The organism is Pedobacter mendelii, assembly GCF_014635725.1.
GTDB classification, from domain to species: Bacteria; Bacteroidota; Bacteroidia; order Sphingobacteriales; family Sphingobacteriaceae; genus Pedobacter; species Pedobacter mendelii.
This window is the reverse complement of sequence record NZ_BMDJ01000009.1, coordinates 23580-45267: the sequence shown is the minus strand read 5'-3', so window position 1 is coordinate 45267 and position 21688 is coordinate 23580. Positions and strand designations below refer to the sequence as shown.

22 protein-coding genes are annotated in these 21688 nt (G+C 35.2%); 14 read left to right on the top strand and 8 right to left on the bottom strand.

All coding sequences use genetic code 11. The annotated features are described in order from the left end of the window. The first annotated feature begins 84 nt into the window (after positions 1-84). The 4 genes from IEV50_RS14660 (at position 85) to IEV50_RS14645 (ending at position 3315) form a co-directional block, all read left to right on the top strand. Complete coding sequence (locus IEV50_RS14660; RefSeq protein WP_188415724.1) at positions 85-675, top strand: hypothetical protein; 591 nt, start codon at positions 85-87, stop codon at positions 673-675. A 286-nt stretch (positions 676-961) separates the two neighbouring features. Next, on the top strand, positions 962-1210 hold the full coding sequence (locus IEV50_RS14655; protein ID WP_443094344.1) for an ArsR/SmtB family transcription factor: 249 nt from the start codon (positions 962-964) through the stop codon (positions 1208-1210). 13 nt (positions 1211-1223) lie between these two features. Continuing rightward, positions 1224-2324, top strand: coding sequence for an NADH:flavin oxidoreductase (locus IEV50_RS14650; RefSeq protein ID WP_188415720.1), 1101 nt, complete (start codon positions 1224-1226; stop codon positions 2322-2324). A 103-nt stretch (positions 2325-2427) separates the two neighbouring features. Continuing rightward, positions 2428-3315: a pirin family protein gene (locus IEV50_RS14645; protein ID WP_188415718.1), complete on the top strand. Its 888-nt coding sequence runs from the start codon at positions 2428-2430 to the stop codon at positions 3313-3315. Here IEV50_RS14645 and IEV50_RS14640 read toward each other — a convergent pair. Then, entirely contained in the window at positions 3312-4514 is a 1203-nt protein-coding gene (locus tag IEV50_RS14640) for a porin family protein (RefSeq protein ID WP_188415716.1), read from the bottom strand. The two genes, IEV50_RS14645 and IEV50_RS14640, sit on opposite strands and share 4 nt — an antisense overlap. Beyond that, positions 4511-5131 (bottom strand): RNA polymerase sigma factor, encoded by a 621-nt coding sequence (locus IEV50_RS14635; protein WP_229746749.1) that lies wholly within the window; start codon positions 5129-5131, stop codon positions 4511-4513. Before IEV50_RS14635 ends, IEV50_RS14640 begins: the two co-directional genes overlap by 4 nt. A 182-nt stretch (positions 5132-5313) precedes the next feature. Here IEV50_RS14635 and IEV50_RS14630 point away from each other — a divergent pair, with 182 nt between their 5' ends. Continuing rightward, positions 5314-6159 carry a hypothetical protein gene (locus IEV50_RS14630; protein ID WP_188415714.1) on the top strand — a complete coding sequence of 282 codons (846 nt, stop codon included), beginning with the start codon at positions 5314-5316 and terminating at the stop codon, positions 6157-6159. Between the two features lie 63 nt (positions 6160-6222). Here IEV50_RS14630 and IEV50_RS14625 read toward each other — a convergent pair whose 3' ends face one another. Then, positions 6223-6621 (bottom strand): HIT family protein, encoded by a 399-nt coding sequence (locus IEV50_RS14625; protein ID WP_188415712.1) that lies wholly within the window; start codon positions 6619-6621, stop codon positions 6223-6225. 83 nt (positions 6622-6704) lie between these two features. After that, complete coding sequence (gene greA / locus IEV50_RS14620) at positions 6705-7178, bottom strand: transcription elongation factor GreA (RefSeq protein ID WP_188415710.1); 474 nt, start codon at positions 7176-7178, stop codon at positions 6705-6707. 298 nt (positions 7179-7476) lie between these two features. Here greA and IEV50_RS14615 point away from each other — a divergent pair, with 298 nt between their 5' ends. Then, on the top strand, positions 7477-9354 hold the full coding sequence (locus tag IEV50_RS14615; RefSeq protein WP_188415708.1) for a M1 family metallopeptidase: 1878 nt from the start codon (positions 7477-7479) through the stop codon (positions 9352-9354). 59 nt (positions 9355-9413) lie between these two features. Here the strand turns inward: IEV50_RS14615 and IEV50_RS14610 are convergent, their stop codons facing one another. Further along, positions 9414-9890, bottom strand: a complete 477-nt coding sequence (locus tag IEV50_RS14610; RefSeq protein ID WP_188415706.1) for an OsmC family protein — start codon at positions 9888-9890, stop codon at positions 9414-9416. A 449-nt stretch (positions 9891-10339) separates the two neighbouring features. Between IEV50_RS14610 and IEV50_RS14605 the strand changes: the two genes are divergently transcribed. From IEV50_RS14605 to IEV50_RS14595, 3 genes are all read left to right on the top strand, one after another. Next, complete coding sequence (locus IEV50_RS14605; protein WP_229746748.1) at positions 10340-11044, top strand: DUF488 domain-containing protein; 705 nt, start codon at positions 10340-10342, stop codon at positions 11042-11044. Continuing rightward, positions 11045-11869, top strand: a complete 825-nt coding sequence (locus IEV50_RS14600; protein ID WP_188415702.1) for a DUF8758 domain-containing protein — start codon at positions 11045-11047, stop codon at positions 11867-11869. It begins immediately after the preceding gene. A 235-nt stretch (positions 11870-12104) separates the two neighbouring features. Further along, positions 12105-12422: a hypothetical protein gene (locus IEV50_RS14595; RefSeq protein ID WP_188415699.1), complete on the top strand. Its 318-nt coding sequence runs from the start codon at positions 12105-12107 to the stop codon at positions 12420-12422. A 66-nt stretch (positions 12423-12488) separates the two neighbouring features. Here IEV50_RS14595 and IEV50_RS14590 read toward each other — a convergent pair whose 3' ends face one another. Continuing rightward, a complete protein-coding gene (locus IEV50_RS14590) occupies positions 12489-12713 on the bottom strand; it encodes a hypothetical protein (protein WP_188415697.1) in 225 nt (74 codons plus the stop codon). Between the two features lie 13 nt (positions 12714-12726). After that, the gene (locus IEV50_RS14585) at positions 12727-13656 is read right to left on the bottom strand and encodes an NAD(P)-dependent oxidoreductase (RefSeq protein ID WP_188415695.1); all 930 of its coding nucleotides are present in this window, start codon (positions 13654-13656) and stop codon (positions 12727-12729) included. A gap of 217 nt (positions 13657-13873) precedes the next feature. Between IEV50_RS14585 and IEV50_RS14580 the strand changes: the two genes are divergently transcribed. The 3 genes from IEV50_RS14580 to IEV50_RS14570 all read left to right on the top strand — a co-directional run bounded on the left by IEV50_RS14580 (position 13874) and on the right by IEV50_RS14570 (position 19440). Continuing rightward, on the top strand, positions 13874-16363 hold the full coding sequence (locus IEV50_RS14580; protein WP_188415693.1) for a TonB-dependent receptor: 2490 nt from the start codon (positions 13874-13876) through the stop codon (positions 16361-16363). A 63-nt stretch (positions 16364-16426) separates the two neighbouring features. After that, positions 16427-18844 carry a TonB-dependent receptor gene (locus tag IEV50_RS14575; protein WP_188415691.1) on the top strand — a complete coding sequence of 806 codons (2418 nt, stop codon included), beginning with the start codon at positions 16427-16429 and terminating at the stop codon, positions 18842-18844. Between the two features lie 41 nt (positions 18845-18885). Next, positions 18886-19440: an NUDIX domain-containing protein gene (locus IEV50_RS14570; RefSeq protein ID WP_188415689.1), complete on the top strand. Its 555-nt coding sequence runs from the start codon at positions 18886-18888 to the stop codon at positions 19438-19440. Between the two features lie 8 nt (positions 19441-19448). Here IEV50_RS14570 and IEV50_RS14565 read toward each other — a convergent pair whose 3' ends face one another. After that, complete coding sequence (locus IEV50_RS14565; RefSeq protein ID WP_188415687.1) at positions 19449-19643, bottom strand: hypothetical protein; 195 nt, start codon at positions 19641-19643, stop codon at positions 19449-19451. Positions 19644-19788: 145 nt separating this feature from the next. Here IEV50_RS14565 and IEV50_RS14560 point away from each other — a divergent pair, with 145 nt between their 5' ends. Both IEV50_RS14560 and IEV50_RS14555 read left to right on the top strand, forming a co-directional pair. Further along, positions 19789-20664: an oxidoreductase gene (locus IEV50_RS14560; protein WP_188415685.1), complete on the top strand. Its 876-nt coding sequence runs from the start codon at positions 19789-19791 to the stop codon at positions 20662-20664. 162 nt (positions 20665-20826) lie between these two features. After that, positions 20827-21630, top strand: coding sequence for an AraC family transcriptional regulator (locus tag IEV50_RS14555; protein WP_188415683.1), 804 nt, complete (start codon positions 20827-20829; stop codon positions 21628-21630). The last annotated feature ends 58 nt before the right edge of the window (positions 21631-21688 follow it).

Sequence of the window (21688 nt, the reverse complement as noted above, 5' to 3'; positions counted from 1 at the left end):
CAAAAAACGATGAGAGCAAACTGGTAAAAAGTTTACATGCGCTATTTACATGATTATCGGTTATCTTTGTGCAAAATTAAAACGATGGCGGTATTACATAAAAAGGAAGAAAAAATTCAGGCAGTGCTGGGCAGGCTGTCTAAAAAATATACAGATGAACAATTCGTAGAGATGTTTATCAAATTATACTCAAAAGATTGGGGCAAAATTAAATCAGCATATATTAAACAATCTCAGGATAAAGAACCAGGAACGGTAATTAACATGCCAAAACCCGAAATTTATTTGAAACAAGTTTTAGCAAATTACTTAAATCAGGTTGATGCCCCTAAAGCTAAAGAAGAGCTTGCTATTGAAGCCCCAGTAGTAATCGAACCAAAAAAGGCTAAAGCATCAGCGAAGAAAAAGGTTGATGTTGAAGAAGAAGTTGTAGTTGAGCCAAAAAAAGCTAAAGCACCGGCAAAGAAAAAAGTTGAGGTTGAAGAAGAAGTTGTAGCGGAGCCAAAAAAAGCTAAAGCATCGGCAAAGAAAAAAGTTGAAGTTAAAGCAGCAGCTGTAGCAGAACCCAAAAAAGTTAAAGCACCAGCAAAGAAAAAAACTGAAGCAACAGAAGATTTAACATTGGTAGAGAAGAAGCCAAAAGCAGTTGCTAAAAAGCCAGCTGTAAAAAAATAAAAAAAAATTCAGCTCGAGATAATAAATAACAATTTTTGGTGTTTATATATACGAGAGCGTTAATTTAGATGACGGGGATAGGTCGGTATGATTTATCCCCGTTCTTTTTTTGCATAAATTTCGATATGCTACACTCATCCGCTTCTAACTAAATCTAGCCTTAATTTACATATTATTGTCAACTTGCTAAATAATATTGGTATATCGGGAAAAGTCGATATATATTTGCTGCATGAATCAAGTAGAAATTTTTAAAGCTCTTGCTAATAAAACCCGTCTACAAATTTTGAACTGGCTCAAAGAACCTGCAGAAAATTTTCCGGATCAAGCAAATGCCGATTTCGAAAATATTGGCGTTTGTGTTGGGCAAATTCAAATCAAAGCAGGTTTATCTCAAAGTACAATTTCTGAATACCTTTCTATTTTACAGCGTGCGGATTTAGTTTCGGCAACCCGAGTTGGCCAGTGGACTTATTACAAACGCAATAAAGAAGGTATAGAAAAATTAAGTAAAATCATTAATTCCGAATTATAAAATTTAAAACAATATGAACACAGATAGTTTATTCAGACCATTTAATCTGAAAACATTAAATATTAAAAATAGAATTGTAATGGCACCAATGACGCGTTCGTTTTCTCCCCATGGTGTACCTACTACGAATGTTGCAGAATATTACGCAAAAAGAGCCGCGGGCGAAGTTGGATTAATCTTATCAGAAGGCACGGTAATAAATAGGCCATCATCATCTGCCGATCCAAACATTCCGCATTTCTATGGCGAAAAAGCATTAGCCGGCTGGCAAAAAGTAATTAATGATGTTCACGCAAAAGGCAGTCAAATGGGGCCACAAATCTGGCACCAGGGTATATCTGCAAATCATGCTTCAGGATGGTTGCCAAGCACACCTTTTGAAGGTCCATCTAGTTTTAACAGTCCGGGTTTTGAAAATGGTGTTGCCATGACTGATGCAGCGATTGCTGATACAATTGCGGCATTTGGACAAGCAGCTGCCGACGCGAAAGCTTTAGGTTTCGATACAGTTGAAATTCATGGCGCTCATCAATACTTGATTGACCAGTTTTTTTGGGATGCGACTAATAATCGTACTGATATTTGGGGTGGTAAAACTTTGGCTGAGCGTACCCGCTTTGTGGTTGAAGTAATTAAAGAAGTGCGTAAAAGAGTTGGCGAAGATTTTGCTTTAATCATTCGTTTATCGCAATTTAAACCAGCTGCATACGATTTTAAATTGGCTAAAAACGAACATGAAATGGAACAATGGTTAACGCCAATGGCTGATGCTGGTATCGATATTTTCCACTGTTCTCAACGTCGGTTTTGGGAGCCAGAATTTGAAGGCTCTGATTTGAATTTTGCAGGCTGGGCTAAAAAAATCACTGGTAAAGCAACCATTTCTGTTGGTTCAGTAGGTCTAGATGGCGATTTCTTTGGCGCTTTTGCCGGACAAAGTTCTCAACCAAGTTCTTTAGATGAGTTGGTACGCAGAATGGACAGAGGCGATTTTGATTTAATTGCTGTTGGTCGTGTACTTTTATCTGATCCACAATGGGTAGAAAAAATTAAAAATAACCACCTTGACCAATTAAAAGGCTTTAGCAAAGAGGCTTTAGCAGAATTGGTTTAGAAATCACATAATTGTAAAAGGCATTTCGAAAGAGATGCCTTTTTTTTTGATTATCAACTTGATAAGTTTTTCCTTAAATTCACTTTGTTAAAAAGTAAATCCCATGTCGAATATTTCGCTTATTATAGATGAACGCCCAGCCAATATTGGCAACTTTATGGTTGGTAGATTATTGCCTTTTAGAGAAAAGCGAATGGTTGGGCCATTTTCTTTTATCGACCACATGGGTCCGGCGGCAATGAGCGACCACGAAAACCTGGATGTTCCACCGCACCCACATATTGGTTTATCAACTTTAACATTCTTATTTGAAGGAGAAATAACACATAAAGATAGCTTGGGCAATAATGTTGTTATCAAACCCGGGCAAGTCAATTGGATGACTTCAGGTAGTGGAATTGTACATTCCGAACGTACTCCAGATTATTTAAGAACCACAGATAAGATGCTTCATGGTTTGCAAATTTGGGTTGCTTTACCAAAGCATTTAGAGCAAATGAAACCTGAGTTCTTCCATGTCGAAGAACAAGAAATTCCTCATTGGGAAGAAAATGGATTGAAGTTTAAATTAATAGCAGGTGAAGCATTTGGGAAAAAATCTCCGGTACCGGTTTATAGTCCGCTTTATTTTATCGAGATAAAAAGTTCATCTAGGCAAAAATTAAATATTGGGGATGATTTGTTTGGAGAAAGCGCACTTTATATTTTAGATGGCGCTGTTGAAAGCGAGGGCAATATTTTTGAGCCGAAACACATTTTAATTGCCAACAATGCCAAGCTTTGTGAATTTGAAATGCATGAAAACACAACAGTTTATATTTTTGGTGGAGAACCATTCCCTGAAGAACGTTTCATTTATTGGAACTTTGTTGCCACCGATAAAGCACTAATAGAAGAAGCAAAAACCAAATGGTTAAACCAAAGCTATAAACCTGTTCCAGGCGAAACAGATTTTGTACCCCTGCCCGACCAAAATCTTCGTAAACACTAATTTACTTTCTTAAACAAATTCATATTTACTGAAACGGCAACCCCTGTAGAAGATAATTTCATATTGCCATAACCAATATCGGTTAAAGGCAGTTTCATAAACGGGCGAGCGCTTATACTAAACTTATTGTTTATTTTGTGTTGAAACTCTACACCGATATTTGCGATTCCTAAATAATGCTTATTTTGATTTTTGACCTCATATTCCTTTCTTCCCTGTGCATTTTCTGCATAGGTGTAACTATACTTTTCCTTAAGCATCAAATAACTCGATAAACCTGTGCTTAACGTTAGCGAATTTTTGCGTTTCTCGAAAATTTTATAATTCACATTTAATGGAATATCTATTACATCGCAATTGGCGTGGATATTTATTGGCTGATTTTTAAACACATATGTTGAATTAGGATTATACAAACTAAATTCAGAATTGTAAATCTTTTTAGCATAAGCAGCCCCAGTTGTAACGCTTAATCTTTTAGTCAGGAAAACTGTTAATTCAGCGCCAAAACTTCCACTTACACTACTTTTCCCCGAATATTGAACAGATGTTAAATCAGGCGCAGCCAAAATACTCAAAACCATTCTTGGTTTATTACTAAAATTTTTAATTTCAATTTTGTTATCGGGCTTGCCAACCTTAGGCTTATAGTTTGTGCCAGGGCTAAACATAGCCAAATCGCTGTAATTTGGTGATTCAATTAAACTGCCTCCATATAAGTTATTACTCAACAGGGCCGTATTCGATAAACCTAAAATACTGTTACCCTCAACCATATTTCCAGCTTTAATATTTGTTAATAAATTCGTTTTTGAATGACTTGAATTCGTAGTTGCCTCGAAATTATTAAAGTATATCGATTTATTGTTTCCAAGTTCTTCAGTTATTGACTTATCCTTTAAATTATCTTTTACACCGTTTTTGTCAGATAAATTTTTATTTAATTTTTTAATTTTTAGCAGCTTTGTTTTTGCTAAATCATCAGATTTTTCTGCAGCAGGTTTCATCACAAAAAACACAATTAAAAGCATTGCCGCTAATCCGCTTAATGCAGAAAACCATATGATAGGCGCAATTCTGCGTTTGGGTTTTGGATGTAAGCGCTTCTCCATCGCCTGCCAATCGGCATCGTTGAAGGGAATATCGGGATGCTCCAATCCGTTTTTAAATAAATTATCTATATCGTTCCCTTTTTTCATTTTGTATTCGTATTAAAATTCACCTGCATGGTTTCCGACTGTACCGGCACCATTTTTCGCTCGTAAACGGTTACAGGAGTTTTTAGCATATCCTGAAGTTTTTGCCTTGCTTTAAATAAATTAGATTTAGAAGTCCCTACAGAAATAGAAAGCATTTCTGAAATTTCCTCATGCGAATAGCCATCTATTGCAAAAAGGTTAAAAACGGTTCTGTAGGCAGGCGATAGTTTCTGAACCAATGCTAATAAATCTTCGTATGCCAGCTTTGCATACACAGATTGATCATTGGCAACTTCATCATGCTCAGAAATATCGGTATGATCTGCAAATTTTAAATTCGCACGATAATGATCTATAGCTGTATTGGTAATTATTCGTCCAATCCAGGCTTTAAATGGCTTATCAGACTCATATTTCTCAATATTTTTAAAAACTTTAAAAAACCCGTCGTTTAGTATTCCCGCAGCATCCAATCTATTATTAGCATAACGCAAACAAATGCCCATAGCAAAGCCATAGAAATGTTTATAGAGTGCTTGCTGGCCTTCTCTTTCATTTCTAATACATCCGTTAATGTAATTTTCTAAAGCATGTTCATTGTCGCGATTAGGAATCACTAATTCTCCTTTCTAAAACACTATACGGTTAAAAAAGTAAAAGGTTGCCCCGACAGAATATTTTTTATCCTTAATGAACAATTTTTTTTGAAGCAATAGATATTAGAATATAAGATTAATTAAAGCAACCTTTTAAAGCTAGTGAACGTAATAGGCATAACTAAACATTAAATAAAATTGTTATGCTAATCTACTTAAAAAAAAACCTATTAGTGATGCTATGTGTTGCTTTGCTATTTACCGTTGCTTGTAAGAAAAGTAACACAGATGAAATCATTTCTAAAAAAGGCATCCAACTAGCCGTAGATGTTAAATTCGGCACCATAATTACCGATAATTCAGGCAAAACACTTTATATATTCTCTAATGATGTTGCCGGAACACCAACCTGTATTGGTGGATGCGAAACCGTTTGGCCGCTTTATTATTCTGTAGATATTAGTACGGATATGAACATTAATCCTGCGGATGTTGGTGAAATTACCAGAGCCGATGGCCGCAAACAAAGTACTTTTAAAGGCTACCCATTGTATTACTACCAAAGTGATGCAGCTGTTGGCGAAACCAAAGGTGATGGCATTGGAGGAATCTGGTTTGTTGCAAAACCCGATTATTCGCTAATGCTGGCCAACACACAAATGACGGGTTTAAACGGAAAATTGTATACAAGTACTTACGCTGAAGGAACAGGCTTAACAAAATACTTTACGGATGCTAGTGGAAGAGCGCTTTATTCCTTTTCTCCTGATAAAAACAATAAAAATACTTTTACCAAGGCTGATTTAACCAACAATACCATTTGGCCAGTTTATGAGGCTGAACTAAAGAGTTTGCCATCTATTATCTCAAAAGATATGATTTCAATAATAGATGTTTTCGGTAAAAAACAAATGACTTATAAAGGATGGCCGTTATATTATTTCGGACAAGATACAAAACGTGGCGACAATAAAGGATCTAGCGTTGGTCCTGCACCAGGTTTTTGGCCAATGTTGAATGCAACATCAATAGTTGCACCTGCACCATAAAGACACGATGGGTTGATCGACAGGGTAGACGGGCCGACTGATTTTAAGATAGTCGGCTTTTTTTTATTCTTCCGACAAAGCCTGCCTAATTTTTTCAGCAGCTTCTGCAAGTTCTTCCTGAGTTGGCTTTAATTTTTCTTTGCTGAAATTCATATCGCTAACATTATTCATCGGGATTAAGTGAATATGCGCATGAGGAACTTCAAGTCCAATTACCGAAACACCAACTTTCTTACAAGGGAAAGCTGTTTTAAGGCCTTTTGCAACAATCTTTGCGAACATCCAAAGGCCTACATATAGATCTTCTTCCATATCGAAAATGTAATCTCTTTCAACTTTGGGGATTACTAAAACGTGGCCGGCAGTTAAAGGCTGAACATCTAAAAAAGCTAAATATTCTACAGTTTCAGCTACAACGTGTGCGCTAATTTCTCCAGCAACAATTTTCGAAAAGATAGTCATAAAGATGGAAGGTTAAAAGGTTAAGGGTATTGGGTTTGAGAGTGGAAAGTTAGCCTTACGCCATCTACCTTCCAACCTCTACCTTATCTGGAGATTTCTAAAACTTCGAATTGCATTTTACCTGCCGGCACTTCAATTTCGGCAAATTCGCCGACCGATTTACCAAGCAAGCCTTGAGCAATTGGCGATTTAACAGAAATTTTTCCGGTTTTTAAATCGGCTTCAGTCTCTGCAACCAACTGGTATGTCATTGTAGCGCCGTTTTTAACATTTTTAATTTTAACTATCGATAAAGCTAAAACTTTTGATAAATCCATTTTTGATTCATCAATTAAACGGGCATTTGCCAAAGTATTTTTTAGTTTAGATATTTTGGCTTCATGCAAACCCTGCGCTTCTTTCGCAGCATCATATTCTGCATTTTCCGATAAATCACCTTTATCCCTAGCCTCAGCAATTGCTTTAGATATTAGCTGACGCCCCGTTGTTGTTAGATAATGAACTTCCTCTTTTAATTTATCTAACCCCTCTTGTGTATAGTACGTTACATCTGTCATTGCTCTATTAATTTTATTCAAACACTATAAAAAACAAACAAGACTATATAGTTGGTTTGCTACATAGTCTTGCTTCAATTATAACGAAGATAAATTGTGGAAATTACAAAAGCAAATAAATAAGCAGGATTTTTATGATTTAAGGGTTTACAGGAATTTAAGGCGTATCAACCTCAAACAGATTTTGCTTATTATGGCTGGATCTAATGCGAATTACATCAACCATTTAATAAAACCAGCCTTCCACTTCACCTAAAATTCATCCATTATTTTTAGATTAGTAAAATTATTAAGAAAAATGAAAAAGTTATTATCAATAGCCATCTTGACTTGTTTAGGAACTTATGCCACATCAGCACAAGAACTTTATATGCCCAGAAACATTAAAGCAGCTTATGCAAAAGGTACGCGTACCATGAACGGCAAGCCTGGCCCAAATTATTGGCAGAACCATGGCAAATACACTATGGAAATTAAAGTTGATGCCAATACAAAAGTTGTGAGCGGAACTGAAGATATTGTGTACAGCAACAACAGTACAGACACTTTAAGAACGCTTACCATTCGTTTTGTAAACAATTTACATAAACCTACCGCACCCAGAGGTGGCAGTGTTAGTCAGGATTTTTTAAGTGCAGGCTTAAACATTTCGGCTTTTTCTGTTGATGGAAAAACCATTGCAGTAAATACGAAAGATTGGGGTACGGTTGGTAACGTAAGGTTGAAAAAACCATTGGCTCCAAAATCTAAAACTACCGTTAAAATAGATTGGGATTATCCATTATCAAAAGAAAGCGGCAGAGAAGGACAAATTGACCCGACTACGTTTTATGTGGCATACAGCTATCCAAGAATTTCAGTTTATGACGATTACAACGGTTGGGACAGAATTCCACATACCGACCGGGCAGAATTTTATAACGATTTTAATGACTATACCTTTTCGGTTAAAGCACCAAAAAATTATATAGTTTACGCCACAGGCGATTTATTAAATCCCGATGAAGTTTTGCAACCCGAAATTGCTTCGAGATTGAAAAAATCTTATTTAAAAGATGAGATTCAGCATATTGCTAATGAACAGGAATTGAAAGATGGAAAAGTTACTTTGCAAAAGGACTGGAATACCTGGAAGTTTACTGCCAACCACATTACCGATGTTTGCTTTGGTTTAAGCAGCACCTATTTGTGGGATGCAGCAAGTGTTGTTGTTGATGCAAAAGCCAATAGAAGGGTGAGCACTCAGGCAGCTTATAATGTAAAATCGAAAGATTTCCCAAACTCAGTGAAAAACAATTTATATGCACTTAACTGGTTTTCAAATAACTGGCCTGGCGTTCCTTATCCCTTTTCAAAAATGACCGCTTTTCAGGGTTTTGCGGATATGGAGTATCCAATGATGGTTAACGATTCTGATAGCGGTGACCCGGTTTTTGCTCAATTGGTTCAAGACCATGAGGTAGCACACACCTACTTCCCTTTTTACATGGGCATTAACGAAACCCGTTACGCATATATGGATGAAGGTTGGGCAACAACTTTAGAATATTTAATCGGCATTGCCGAACATGGTAAAGAAGCAGCCGATAAATTTTATAAAACCTTTAGGGTTCAGCGTTACATTAACGATAAATCTGCCGAAGAAGATCAACCGATAATTTCGATGTCTGACCAAGTTTCGGGTGCCGGTTATGGAAACAACTCTTACGGAAAAGCTTCACTTTCTTACATCGCTTTGAAAGATATGCTGGGTGATGATTTATTTAAAAAGTCGCTTCATCACTATATGGATAACTGGAATGGCAAACACCCTATTCCTTGGGACTATTTTAACTCGATGAATACAGGTTCTGGTCAGAATTTAAACTGGTTTTTCCAGAACTGGTTTTTTACCAATAATTACATCGATTTAGTGCTAACAAAGCCTCAAATTTCTAACGGTAAAGCAACTTTTGTAATTAAAAATGAAGGCGGTTTTGCAATTCCATTTGATATTTTGGTAACCGATACAGAAGGTAAAACCGAAACCATTCACAAAACGCCAGCGGTTTGGAAAGTGAATCAAAAGGAAATGACCATGACGATTAATACCAACCATAAAATAAAATCAATTAAACTGGATGGAGGCATCTTCATGGATGCTACACCAACAGATAATGTTTACGAAGTAAAGTAGTTGGATTTTCAGTTGGCGGTTTTCAGTAGTAAGAACCGTCAACTGAAAACTGCCAAATATTACCCATTCTCTGCCTTACAGCTTGCTTCGTGCTTAACAGGAAAATTAAGCGAATTTGCGATGAAACACATTTTGTTAGCCTCTTTATGCAAGGTTTCTGCCAATTCAAAATGTGCCTTATCAGCTATTAAAACCTGCGGATGCAAAGTTACTTCTCTAAATTTACCACTTCCATCTGCCGATTCTTCCATTGTACCAACGGCCTCATCTTTATAATCGATTACCACAATTTCGTTTTTCGAACACAAATGTAAATACCAAAGCATGTGGCAACTCGAAATAGACGACAATAATAAATCTTCTGGATTGTATTTAGATTTATCGCCTAAAAAAGCAGAATCTGATGAACCTGAAACATCGGCTTTACCTTTTACAGAAATTAAATAATCGCGATCGTATGAGCGGTAATCCATTGTACCCGAGCCTTTATTGCCCGTCCAGGTTACAGTGGTTTTGTATAGGTGATCTTTCGGCATGATATAATTAGTTAGAATTGTATTGCCAATTTAAGAAATTAAGATTGATTTGAGGCAGGTTTTTTGAGGAAAGGTTGGGGAGAAATTAACTGATGTTGTAAATAAATGTTAATAAGGTTTAAATTTTTTAGAGAATATGATTAATCAAAATAGAAACTCAAGAGGGTTTCTTTGATATACTTTACAACATCCTTAAAGACTGCCATAATTTGACTAAGAAAGTTCATCTTTCAATGTAACCCTATCTAGTATTTCTTTACCTTTATAAAATGTTTTACAGAAGAAAAATTATTTTAGCATTGATGCAAGCATTTGCTGGCAATCTACCAAAAATTTCCTTGCAAAAATTGCTTTTTTTGTTTACTAAAAGACAATTAAAACCTGATTATGATTTTGTTCCCTATAAATATGGCTGCTACTCGTTTTCGGCCAATGCTGACCTTAAAGCAATGGTTAAACATGATCAATTATCAGAAGACAAATCGAGTTTTACAAAAATTGGTTCTGTTGACTACATAAAAGTGCTTGATGAGAAGGACAAAAAAATCTTAATCGATATTAAAAATACTTATGGTAAGTTATCAACAACTTCTTTAATGAAGTTGACTTACTTGAATTATCATTATTACGCAATCAATAGTATTATGGCAAAGGAAATTTTAAATGATGAGCAATATGATAAAGTTTTAAATTCAAAACCAATAAATAATAATACGATCCTTTATACAATTGGTTATGAAGGAATTTCTTTGGAAGTGTACTTAAATCGGTTGATTAAAAATGATGTGAAGGTTTTAGTGGATGTTAGAAACAATGCTTTAAGTATGAAGTTTGGTTTTTCAAAAAATCAATTGAAAACATTTTGCGCCAGCTTGAACATTGAATATTTACATATTCCAGAAGTTGGTATTCAATCGAAGCAAAGAAAGGAACTAAAAACACAGAAAGATTACGACAATCTTTTTGATATTTATAAAAAGCAAAACTTAAAGAAAACAGCAAGCCAGCAAGAACAAATCTTGAATCTATTAATAAATAGAAAAAGAATTGCATTAACTTGTTTTGAAGCGAATATTTGCCAATGCCATAGAAAACACCTTGCAGAAGCAATTATAGCACTACCTAAATGGAATTATGAATTAAAACATATTTAAATGGCGTTGACCAAAGTTCTAATTGCTGTTAAAACATATCCTACGCTTTCAAGCAAGTATGACGAACTTGTATGTACAGCAGGATTTCTTGAAGATGGAAGTTGGATAAGAATTTACCCAATACCATTTCGCAAACTTGAATACGATAAGCAATACAGCAAATATGATTGGATTGAAGTTGACCTTGAAAAGAATAGTTCAGACTTTCGTTTAGAAAGCCATAAACCAAAATCAATTGAAAATAATTTTAAAAAAATTGATGAAATAAAGGCTGATGGTGGTTCATGGGATAATAGAAGAAAAGTTGTTCTTAAAAATGTTCACACCAATATGACCGAACTTATTTCTCAGGCAAAGGATACAACAAAATATACTTCCCTTTCGGTTTTTAAGCCAAAAGAAATTTTAGATTTCAAAATAGAAAAGGTTGATAGAGAATGGGACAAGAAAAAACTTGATGCACTCAAAGCTAGAGCCCAACAAACTAACCTTTTCCAAAATTCAGAAAACCCATTTGAAGTTGTTCCAAAACTTCCTTATAAGTTTTCTTATAAGTTTACAAGTGATGACGGTATCGAAAGAACAATGATGATAGAAGATTGGGAAATTGGTCAACTGTATTGGAATTGTTTAAAAAGACAAAAGGGTATTGAAGCTAGAGCGTGCGAAGATGTTAAAAAGAAATACTTTGACGATTTTGCTAAAATGAAAGACCTTTATTTGTTTTTGGGAACAACTAGGGAGTTTCACCTAATTGCGCCAAATCCTTTTGTAATCATTGGAACATTTCACCCTAAAAAAATTATTCAGACATCTTTATTCTGAAATGTATCCAAGGAGCCATTCCAATACAACAAATTACACAAGTCTCAATGTATTAGCATTGTGTCTCAAAATTATTGCTCAATGCTCCACACTCCCTCCCTCACGCCCACCGAAAAAACACAAATCTCCGCCATCTGGAATAATGAATATCCAAAATCATTAAACTTTTCTGATACAAAAGGTTTTGACGATTACCTGGCAACTTTAGCACAACCGATCCATTATTTACTCGAAAATGAAAACGGCGAAATATTGGCTTGGGCTTGCAAATTTATCAGAGATAACGAAAAATGGTTTGCCAGATTTTTTGGATGAAAAAATCCACGGAATGGGGAAAGGAACAGCGCTATTAAGTGCACTAAAAGAAAATGAAACCGTTTTAAATGCCTGGGTTATCGATAAAGAAGAAGCCATAAAGCAAAACGGCGAAATCTATAAATCGCCCTTAAACTTTTACTTAAAAAATGGCTTCATGGTTTACCCTGAAATGAGGTTGGAAAACGAAAAAATGTCGGCTGTAAAAATTATCTGGAAAGAAGGCCGCCGTATCTGAAAGTTTAAAACTATTTACAGCAATTTCAAAACTACTTACTGAAAGTTTAATATTGCCTACTGCAAATTAAAAACTACTTACTGAAAGTTCAAAACTACTTACTGAAAGTTTAAAACTAATAACTGCAAGTATCAAACCGTTCACTGCAAACTTAAAAATGTCAACTGCAAGTATAGAACTATTAACTGCAAATTCAAAACTGCTTACTGCAAGTTCAGAATTACGAACTGAAAGTATAAAATCGTCAACTGAAAGTTTAAAACTGCTAACTGCAACATTTATACAGCGCATTTAGCGCCGTATTTTATTCAGGTAAGTTGCCCAACTTACCTGCCAACACCTCCGATATTTTGCGGTAAGAATCAAATGTCCAGCCGCCAACATGCGGTGTCAAGATAACCTTATCATTTGTTATCAAATCATTATACCAGGTTTGTTCACTTAAAGCAGGGAATTTTTCAGTTTCCAGAACATCTAAGCCTGCGCCTAAAATTTTGCCCGATTTTAAATTGTTCAGCACTGCCTTTGTATTCACAATTTCGCCCCTGGCGGTGTTAATAAAGAATATTGGTTTTTTAAAGTGAAAGAAATATTCATCATCAATCATTTGCCTGGTTTCTGTAGTTAAAGGAATATGTAAACTTAAAACATCGCTATGTTTAACTATTTCTTCCATGCTCACCTCGCGTGCAAAGGCATCACTAAAACCGGTTTTATATTTATCATAAGCCATTACATCAACCTCAAAACCTGCCAGTTTTTTGGCGAAACTTTGTCCCATAAAACCGTAACCAACAATACCAACTTTTTTACCTTTTAATTCGTAACCACGGCTGCCTTCTCTATCCCAAATACCATTTCTAATTTCCATATCCGCACTGCGGAAATTATTCATCAACGACAAAAGCAAACCCATTGCATGTTCACCAACGGCATCGCAATTGCCTTCTGGCGCATTTATCAGTAGAATATTTCGCTCAAAAGCAATTTTTTCGTCGATATTATCCAAACCTGCACCTGCACGGGCAACAAACTTTAAATTTGGTGCAGCGTCGAAAATTTCGGCATCAATCCTGAATTTAGTTCTAACGGCAATACCTTCATAATCTGCAATTCTGCTTAAAGTTTCCTGACGGGTAATTTTCGGCTCATCGTCTACTTCGTAACCTAGTTTAGTGGCTTCTTCTTTAAAGGCAGGATGCAAATCATCAACAATTAATATTCTTTTACTCATGGTAAAGCAAAAGTAACATTTTCATAATTTATCAATTGTAATAATGTTTGATTGTGGCGCAAAAATCATTAATCTAAAGCAACTAAAAATGATGGGGAATACCAACAAAAATATTACTGTAAAACGGCTGTAATAAAATAGTTACGGCACTTATTTTAAACTTCCGTGCCGTTTCTTTGTCACTCTTTACGAAAACTAATAAAACTTTTAAAATTTAATGAGACTTTTACAATCAAAAACAATAAAAATCACTACGTTCTTACTTTTCCTATCCTTTAGTTTATTTGCTCAAACTGGTGGTAAAGCCAAAATCACAGGTGTATTAAAAGATGCCAAAACGCAGGAAACAATACCATTTGCAACAGCTGTTTTAATTAATAAGGAAACAAAGGCAAATGTTAAAGTGGCACAAACAGATATTAATGGCGCTTTTGTTATGGCCGATTTACCTGCAGGAACATTCACATTTAAAATAAGTTTTGTTGGTTACCAAACCATGGTTAGAGATAACGTAACTATAACTGCCACAACAGGCACATTAAGCTTTGGTGAAATTAAAATGAATACCGCAGCAGGAAATGTACTTAAAGATGTTACCATAACTGCACAAAAAGCGGCGATACAAATGGGTATCGATAAAAAAGTTTTTTCTGTAGATCAAAGTTTAGTTAGTGAAGGCGGCTCTGCCGGAGATTTATTGCAAAACGTTCCTTCAGTATCAACTGATATAGATGGAAACGTGAGTTTGCGTGGTTCAACTGGTGTAAAAGTTTTAATTGATGGTAAACCGTCATTAATTGCCGGTGGAAATGTTGCTCAAATTCTGCAATCAATTCCTGCAAGTTCAATTGAAAGTGTTGAGGTAATTACCAATCCATCTGCTAAATATGATGCAGAAGGACAGTCGGGTATTATAAACATTGTGTTAAAGAAAAACACAAAGCTAGGCTTTAACGGTTCTGCAGCTGTAACCGCTGGTAATCGCGACAATTATAATGCTAATACTAATTTAAGTTTCCAAAATAGCAAGGTAAATGTTTATGGAAATTACAGCTACCGTTATGGTAATCGTATAGGTGGTGGTTTCCAAGATATTACCTACAAAAACTCAACAAGTTCTACATTCTTTGCAAATCAAAACACGGCTTCTAGTTCTCTAGATAAAGGCCACAATGCTAAAGCCGGTATAGATTATTACTTAGCGCCTAAAAGCATAATTAGTTTATCGGGAGGTTTTAATGCCAGGGAAAACGATCGTAATGAAGTTATCAGTATCAGACAATTGGGTGCTTCTTTAAATCCGGTTTTAACGAGCAATAGAAATAATGCAACAACCGGTACTGGAAACAGCTATGATTTGAACCTTGATTATAACCAGAAGTTTAAAAAACCGAAAGAGGAATTAACGTTTAATTTTGGTTATTCTTACGGAACAAATGATAACGACCAAACTTATAATACGACCATTACTAACCTAAATGGATCGGCGGTAAACTTAAACCCAAGCTTGCAGCGTACATTTAACAGGGGTGACAATACAAATTATAATATACAGGCAGACTACAGCCTGCCCGTTGGAAAAGCAGGAAAAATTGAAGCCGGTTATCGTAGTCAGATTCGTTTAGGCGATAATGGCCAATACGCAGATTCAATTTTAACCGCAACAGATGTTTATATTCAAAATAACAAACTGATTAATAATTTTGATAGTAAAGATCAGGTTCATGCCATTTATTTAAATTACCAAAATCAGATTAAAGATTTTGGCTACCAGTTGGGCTTGAGAGCTGAAGACGCACGCTTAGATACTCATTTAGACGGCTACACGAATAATGTATTAACTTCTAGTGCAGGAAATATTCATTACAAAAGATTATATCCAAGTGTGTTTTTAACACAGAAACTTAGTGGTGATAATACCGTTCAGTTAAGCTATACACGTCGTGTTAATCGTCCAAGACCATGGGATACAAATCCATTCTTAGATGTTTCAGATCCTTTAAACTACCGAGGTGGTAACCCTAATTTATTACCCGAAGATGTACATTCATTTGAATTGGGTTATAGCAAATATTTTAAAAAGGTAACTTTAACCTCTAGTTTATACTACCGTCAAACTAATGATGTGATTCAAAGGATAAGAAGCACACCTGTTAACGGAATCATTACCTCAACACCACAAAATTTATCACGTCAAATTAACAGTGGTTTAGAATTAATTGGCCGTTTTGATTTGATTAAAGCATTAAATTTTACAACAAATGTAAACTTATACCAAAGTAAGTTTTTTGGTGACGATCGTTTTAATATTGCCACTACGAGTGGATTTAGCTGGAATGCAAATTTAACAGGAAACCTAACAGTAGTTAAAAATTTATCGGTACAGGTACGTGGCGATTACCGTGCGGCTGAAGTAATGGCTCAAGGAAAACGGAATGCGATGTACGGAATAGATGGTGGTGCGAAATACGATTTCCCTAACAAAAAAGCTTCACTTAGTTTCAATGTTAGAGATGTATTTAATACCCGAAGATGGAGCATGACAACTGAAGACGCATCTACAATTGTTGATTTCGAACGCAGAATGCAAGGCACAATGGGGAATTTAACGTTCTCATATCGTTTTGGAAAAACTTTATTTAACAATACTAAAAAACCTAAGAAAGAGGATCAGCAGGAAAACAGACCTGATGAAGGCTCGTTCTAAAATAAAACTATAAAGGCATTTTGAATATTTTCAAAATGCCTTTTTTTTAAAAAATCTAAGCCTTTGAAAAAACATTTACTAATCTTTTTAATAACTTCTTTTTTTGTGCTAAATGCCTTAAACGTTTTAGCTGTAGATAAAGGAAATATTAGCGGTAAGGTTGTGGAAGAGGTTGGTGGGCTTTCTATTCCTTCTGCCATTGTTTCAGTTTACCTCGATACTTCTGAGCAAGCCATCAGCACATCGGCTACAGATGAAAATGGTTTCTTTATCATCAAAAATTTAAAGGCGGGCAATTACAAAATTAAGATTAGCTATGTAGGTTACGCTGCCCTAATTGTAAATGGAATCGTGATTACGGAAAAAGATTTCGATAAAAATCTTGGCTCATTAAAATTGAGTTCTGAACAAAATGCTTTACAAGAGGTAACTATTACCGTTAAAAAACCAGCAATAGAGTTTGGTGCAGATGGCGTAACTTTTAATGTGGGTTCTTCACTTTTAGCAGAAGGTAGCACGGCAAATGACATATTAAAAAATGTTCCAATGGTTCAGGTAGATATTGACGGAAACGCAACTATTGCTGGTAAAAAAAGTACCCGAATATTTATCGATGGAAAACCATCTGATTACATGTCATCGAATATCGCAGATTTGTTAAACGTGCTTCCATCAGATGCAATTGATAAAATAGAAGTGCTTACCAATCCACCTGCAAAATACAGCGGAGATGGCGAAGGTATTATCAATATTGTTTTAAAAAAAGGTTTTAAAATTGGATTTAACGGAAATGCAGGTATTTCTGCAGGCTTGCAAGGCAACGTAAATACGAATGCCAATGCATCATACAAAGCAAAAACCTATTCACTAAATGCAAGCGGTTCTTACCGTTATAACATCAACAAAGGAGAAAGTCATAACTATCGCGAAAACTTTTTCCCTGATACTACTTTTTATTACGACCAATTCGGAAACTATAAGAACAAAAATAACGGAGGCAATTATAGAGCAGGTTTGGATTGGGATATTACGCCTAAACAACAACTTCGCCTTTCGGCAAATTACAACAATAACCTCAGCGATAATTATTCAGTAAATGAATTACATTACCTGGGAGAAGATTTGCTTGAAAGCAGATTAAGAAACCAACTAAATACCGGAAATGGAAAAAGCAGAAATTTTGTAATTAATGCCGATTACAATTTACAAACTGATACAAGTGGTGGAAAGCTATCTGTAGGATTAACCTTTAACACCAATAAAAGCTATGATGAACGGGCTTATAACACAACTTATATGCCTGTTACTTCATCGCCACAAACCCTGCAAAAAAACAATAACAATAATGGTAACGAGGGTATAAATTTTAACCTGGATTACGATAAACCTGTTTTCAAAAAACGCGATCGAGTAGAACTTGGTTTGGCTTTTAATTTCCGCAAAAATGATAACGACCAAATGGTTCAGAATTACGATTTTTCGACGCTGCAATATCTCTTAAATAGTAAGCTCACCAATCAATTTTATTACAACGAAAATATTTTTGCAGGTTATGCATCATACAATTATCGAAATAATGGCTGGGGAATAAGAACAGGTTTAAGAACTGAAATTACCGATGTAAAATTCGATCTTTCTAATGGTGGCAACTATGATTTAAAACCCTATTGGAGTTTATTCCCGAATATTTCAGTTAACAAGTTTTTCAGGAAACGATACAATTTTGGAGCGAGCTACAGCATTAGGGTTAACAGACCAAGGGAAAACAACTTAAATCCACAAATTAATAATGTAGATACACTTAATATTTCTTACGGTAATCCAAACTTATTGCCATCATACACACATCAAATAGATATTAGCTTTGGTGCTTTTGGCCAGCAATGGTCTTTTACGCCTAGGTTATCTTATTCAACAAGTCAAGGTGTTATAGAGCGTTACCGAACCGTAACTTTAATCCCTGGAACGAATAATGCAAGATCTGAAAGTACATTTGATAATATTGGCACGAATAATTCATTAGCTTTTATGCTGATTGGAAATTACAGACCAACAGATAAAATATCAACGAATGGAAACTTTAGTGTAATTCAAAATAAATACACTTCTAATTTGAATAGTTCGCTAAACCGGGATGGTTTAAGTTTCAGAGCTAATTTTGGTTTCTCCATGCAATTGCCATTTAAAACAGCTGTAGAATCGAACTTAAATTATGCCAACAATGCGAATGCACAAGGAAGAAGTAAGGGCAATATTACATCAAATCTTTCAGCCAGAAAAACCTTCCTCAATAATAAACTTAATTTAAGACTTAGTATTAATGATGTTTTGGGCAACAGAAACAATACATTTTATAGCGAAGGCGAAAACTTTCGTTCAAATAATTTTTCAACCAACAATACCCAGAACTTTATTTTAAGCCTCAATTATCGCTTTACAAAAGTAGCTAGAAACAATATTCCGCCACCACCGAAAAAATAATGCCTGCAGTTATTTTATAAATTGATTTTCTATCTTGCAGCATGGAAGAAAACAACCCATGGCAAACGCTCGAAAGTGAAGTAAAATACGATAACAATTGGATTCGATTAACCGAACATCAGGTTATAAATCCATCAGGTGGGAGTGGAATTTATGGTGAGGTTCATTTTAAAAACTTTGCAATTGGGATTTTACCATTAGATGAAGATTATAACACATGGCTGGTTGGTCAGTATCGTTATCCTTTAAAAGCTTATAGCTGGGAAATTCCTGAAGGTGGTGGCTCTTTAAACAAAGAGCCTATTGAAAGTGCCAGAAGAGAGTTATTGGAAGAAACAGGCATGAGCGCCAAGAACTGGAAAGAGATTCAACGCATGCATTTATCCAACTCAGTTAGTGATGAACTGAGCATTGTTTATATTGCCTCAGGCTTAATTCAGGGCATTTCCATGCCAGAAGAAACAGAGCAACTTATCGTAAAAAAACTCCCTTTCGAAGAGGCTTATCAAATGGTTTTAAAAGGAGAAATTACCGATTCGATGAGCGTTGCAGCTATTTTAAAAGCAAAGCTGATGATAATAGAAGGGTTAATTTAATCATCATACTATTTTTTCCATCCACTTTGCATTTTCTTATAAGCCTTTTTGCTGATTTTGGATTTCTTTTTTGATCTCGATTTCCCTTTCTTTTTGCGGGCATTGATATTGTTTACAAGTGAGTTTTTAACACCAAGCTTATTTTTCTTAGCCCCTTTCTTTTTACCTTTTTTATTTTTGCCCTTTTTCTTATTCTTTTCCATAAATGTATAATTATCTATGTCTAACATTGCAAAATCAAAATAGTTCGATAAATAACTTGAGCTTTTAAACAAAACAATTTGAGCCTTTTAGCAAAACGCTAGCTTTGGTATAACCATAACTTTGACCTAAACAAAAATTAAGAAAATGGAAAAAGTTTGGTTTATTACAGGAAGTTCCCGAGGATTGGGAAGAAGCATTGCTGAAGCTGTTTTAGCAAAAGGAGATAAACTGGCCGCCACAGCCAGAAACACCGATGCATTAAAAAATTTAGTAGAAAAATACCCTAAACAGGTTTTACCAATAAAGTTAGATGTAACAAATTACGAGCAGATTTATTTAGCAGTTAAATCTGCCACAGAACATTTCGGAAAAATTGATGTGTTGGTAAATAATGCAGGTTTTGGAATTGTTGGTGCCGCCGAAGCTTTTACTGATGAGCAAGTTCGCAGTCAGCTGGAAACAAATTTATATGCTCCGATAGAAATTACGAGAGCAGTTTTACCTTACATGCGCAAACAAGGATCAGGTCGGATTTTGCAAATTTCATCAGTTGGTGGTCGCGTTGGGAATGCAGGTGTAAGCATATATCAGGCAGCAAAATTTGGGCTTAGTGGATTTAGCGAGTCTTTAGCAAAAGAAGTTTCTGCTCTAGGAATTTTAGTTACAAGTGTAGAACCTGGTGGCTTTCGTGCCGATTGGGCTGGAAATTCAATGACTTATGCACCAAAAATAAAAGGTTATGAACTAGTAGATCAAAGAAGTGATTTTTTTCAAAGCGGCAATTTCATCCCAACGGGAGACCCCGAAAAAGCTGCCAAAGTAATTTTAGATTTAGTAGAAAACCCGGAGCCACCAATACATTTAGTGTTAGGGAGCGAGGCAATCGGAATGTTAAAGTTTGCCGATGCTACAAGAACTGAAGAAATGGAAAAATGGATGGAGGTTAGTTTATCAACCGACCATATAGAAGCTACCAATTTTCTTGATACCGAATTAGGAAAATCTTTTACTAAACGTTAAAAGGGAATTCAAAATCTCAATGAAAATTGTCAGGCTGAGCTTGTCGAAGCTCTATAAAACATAGCGTAAAAATTTCGGCAAGCCCAACTTGACAATCCATAAAACTTGTTTTTCTTAAAATTATCAGGCACACAAGTAAAATTTATACACTAATTTTAAAGTATGGCAAATCATACAGAACAAAAGGGCATTCTTTTTTCTTTCTACCATAGAAAGAGCAGTGAAGGTGAGCACTTTATTCCCAATCATACGTTTGGATATGTAATTTCAGGATCATCAGAAATATTTATCGGCGGTAAAAAATATGTTTTTAACGATGGTGATTTTAGGTTTTTCAGAAGAAATCAATTGGCAAAATACACGAAATTTCCTCCTCCAGGTGGTGAATATAAATCGATTTCAATAATTTTAGATCAGGATACTTTGAAAGCAGTTAGCGGTGAGTATGATTTACACATGCAGAAACCAAACAACAAAATTTTTGGATTAGAACTCGAACCGAAAAGGTTATTAATCAATTATATGGAATCGGTTAAACCTTATCTGGATAATAATGGTGAGTTGAATAGAGTGCTCACAACTTTAAAAGTAAAGGAAGCTATTTTAATTTTATTACAAACAAATCCCGAACTAAAAGATATTTTATTTGATTTCACAGAACCAGGCAAAATAGATTTAGAAGCATATATGAATGAGCATTATAAATTTAATGTAGATATTAACCGTTTTGCTTACCTCACAGGAAGAAGTTTGGCAACATTTAAAAGAGATTTTGAGAAGATTTATGGAACTTCTCCTAATCGCTGGATACAGCAAAAAAGATTGGAAGATGCACATTACCTTCTAAAAGAAAAAGGATGGAAATCATCAGATGTATATATTGAAGTTGGCTTTAAAGATTTATCGCATTTTTCTTTCGCCTTTAAAAAAGCTTACGGCATTACACCTTCTAAGCTGAGCGCATAAAAAAGCACCAATCATTTCTGACTCTGTTCGATAAAAACCACTATAAAATTCTTATTTA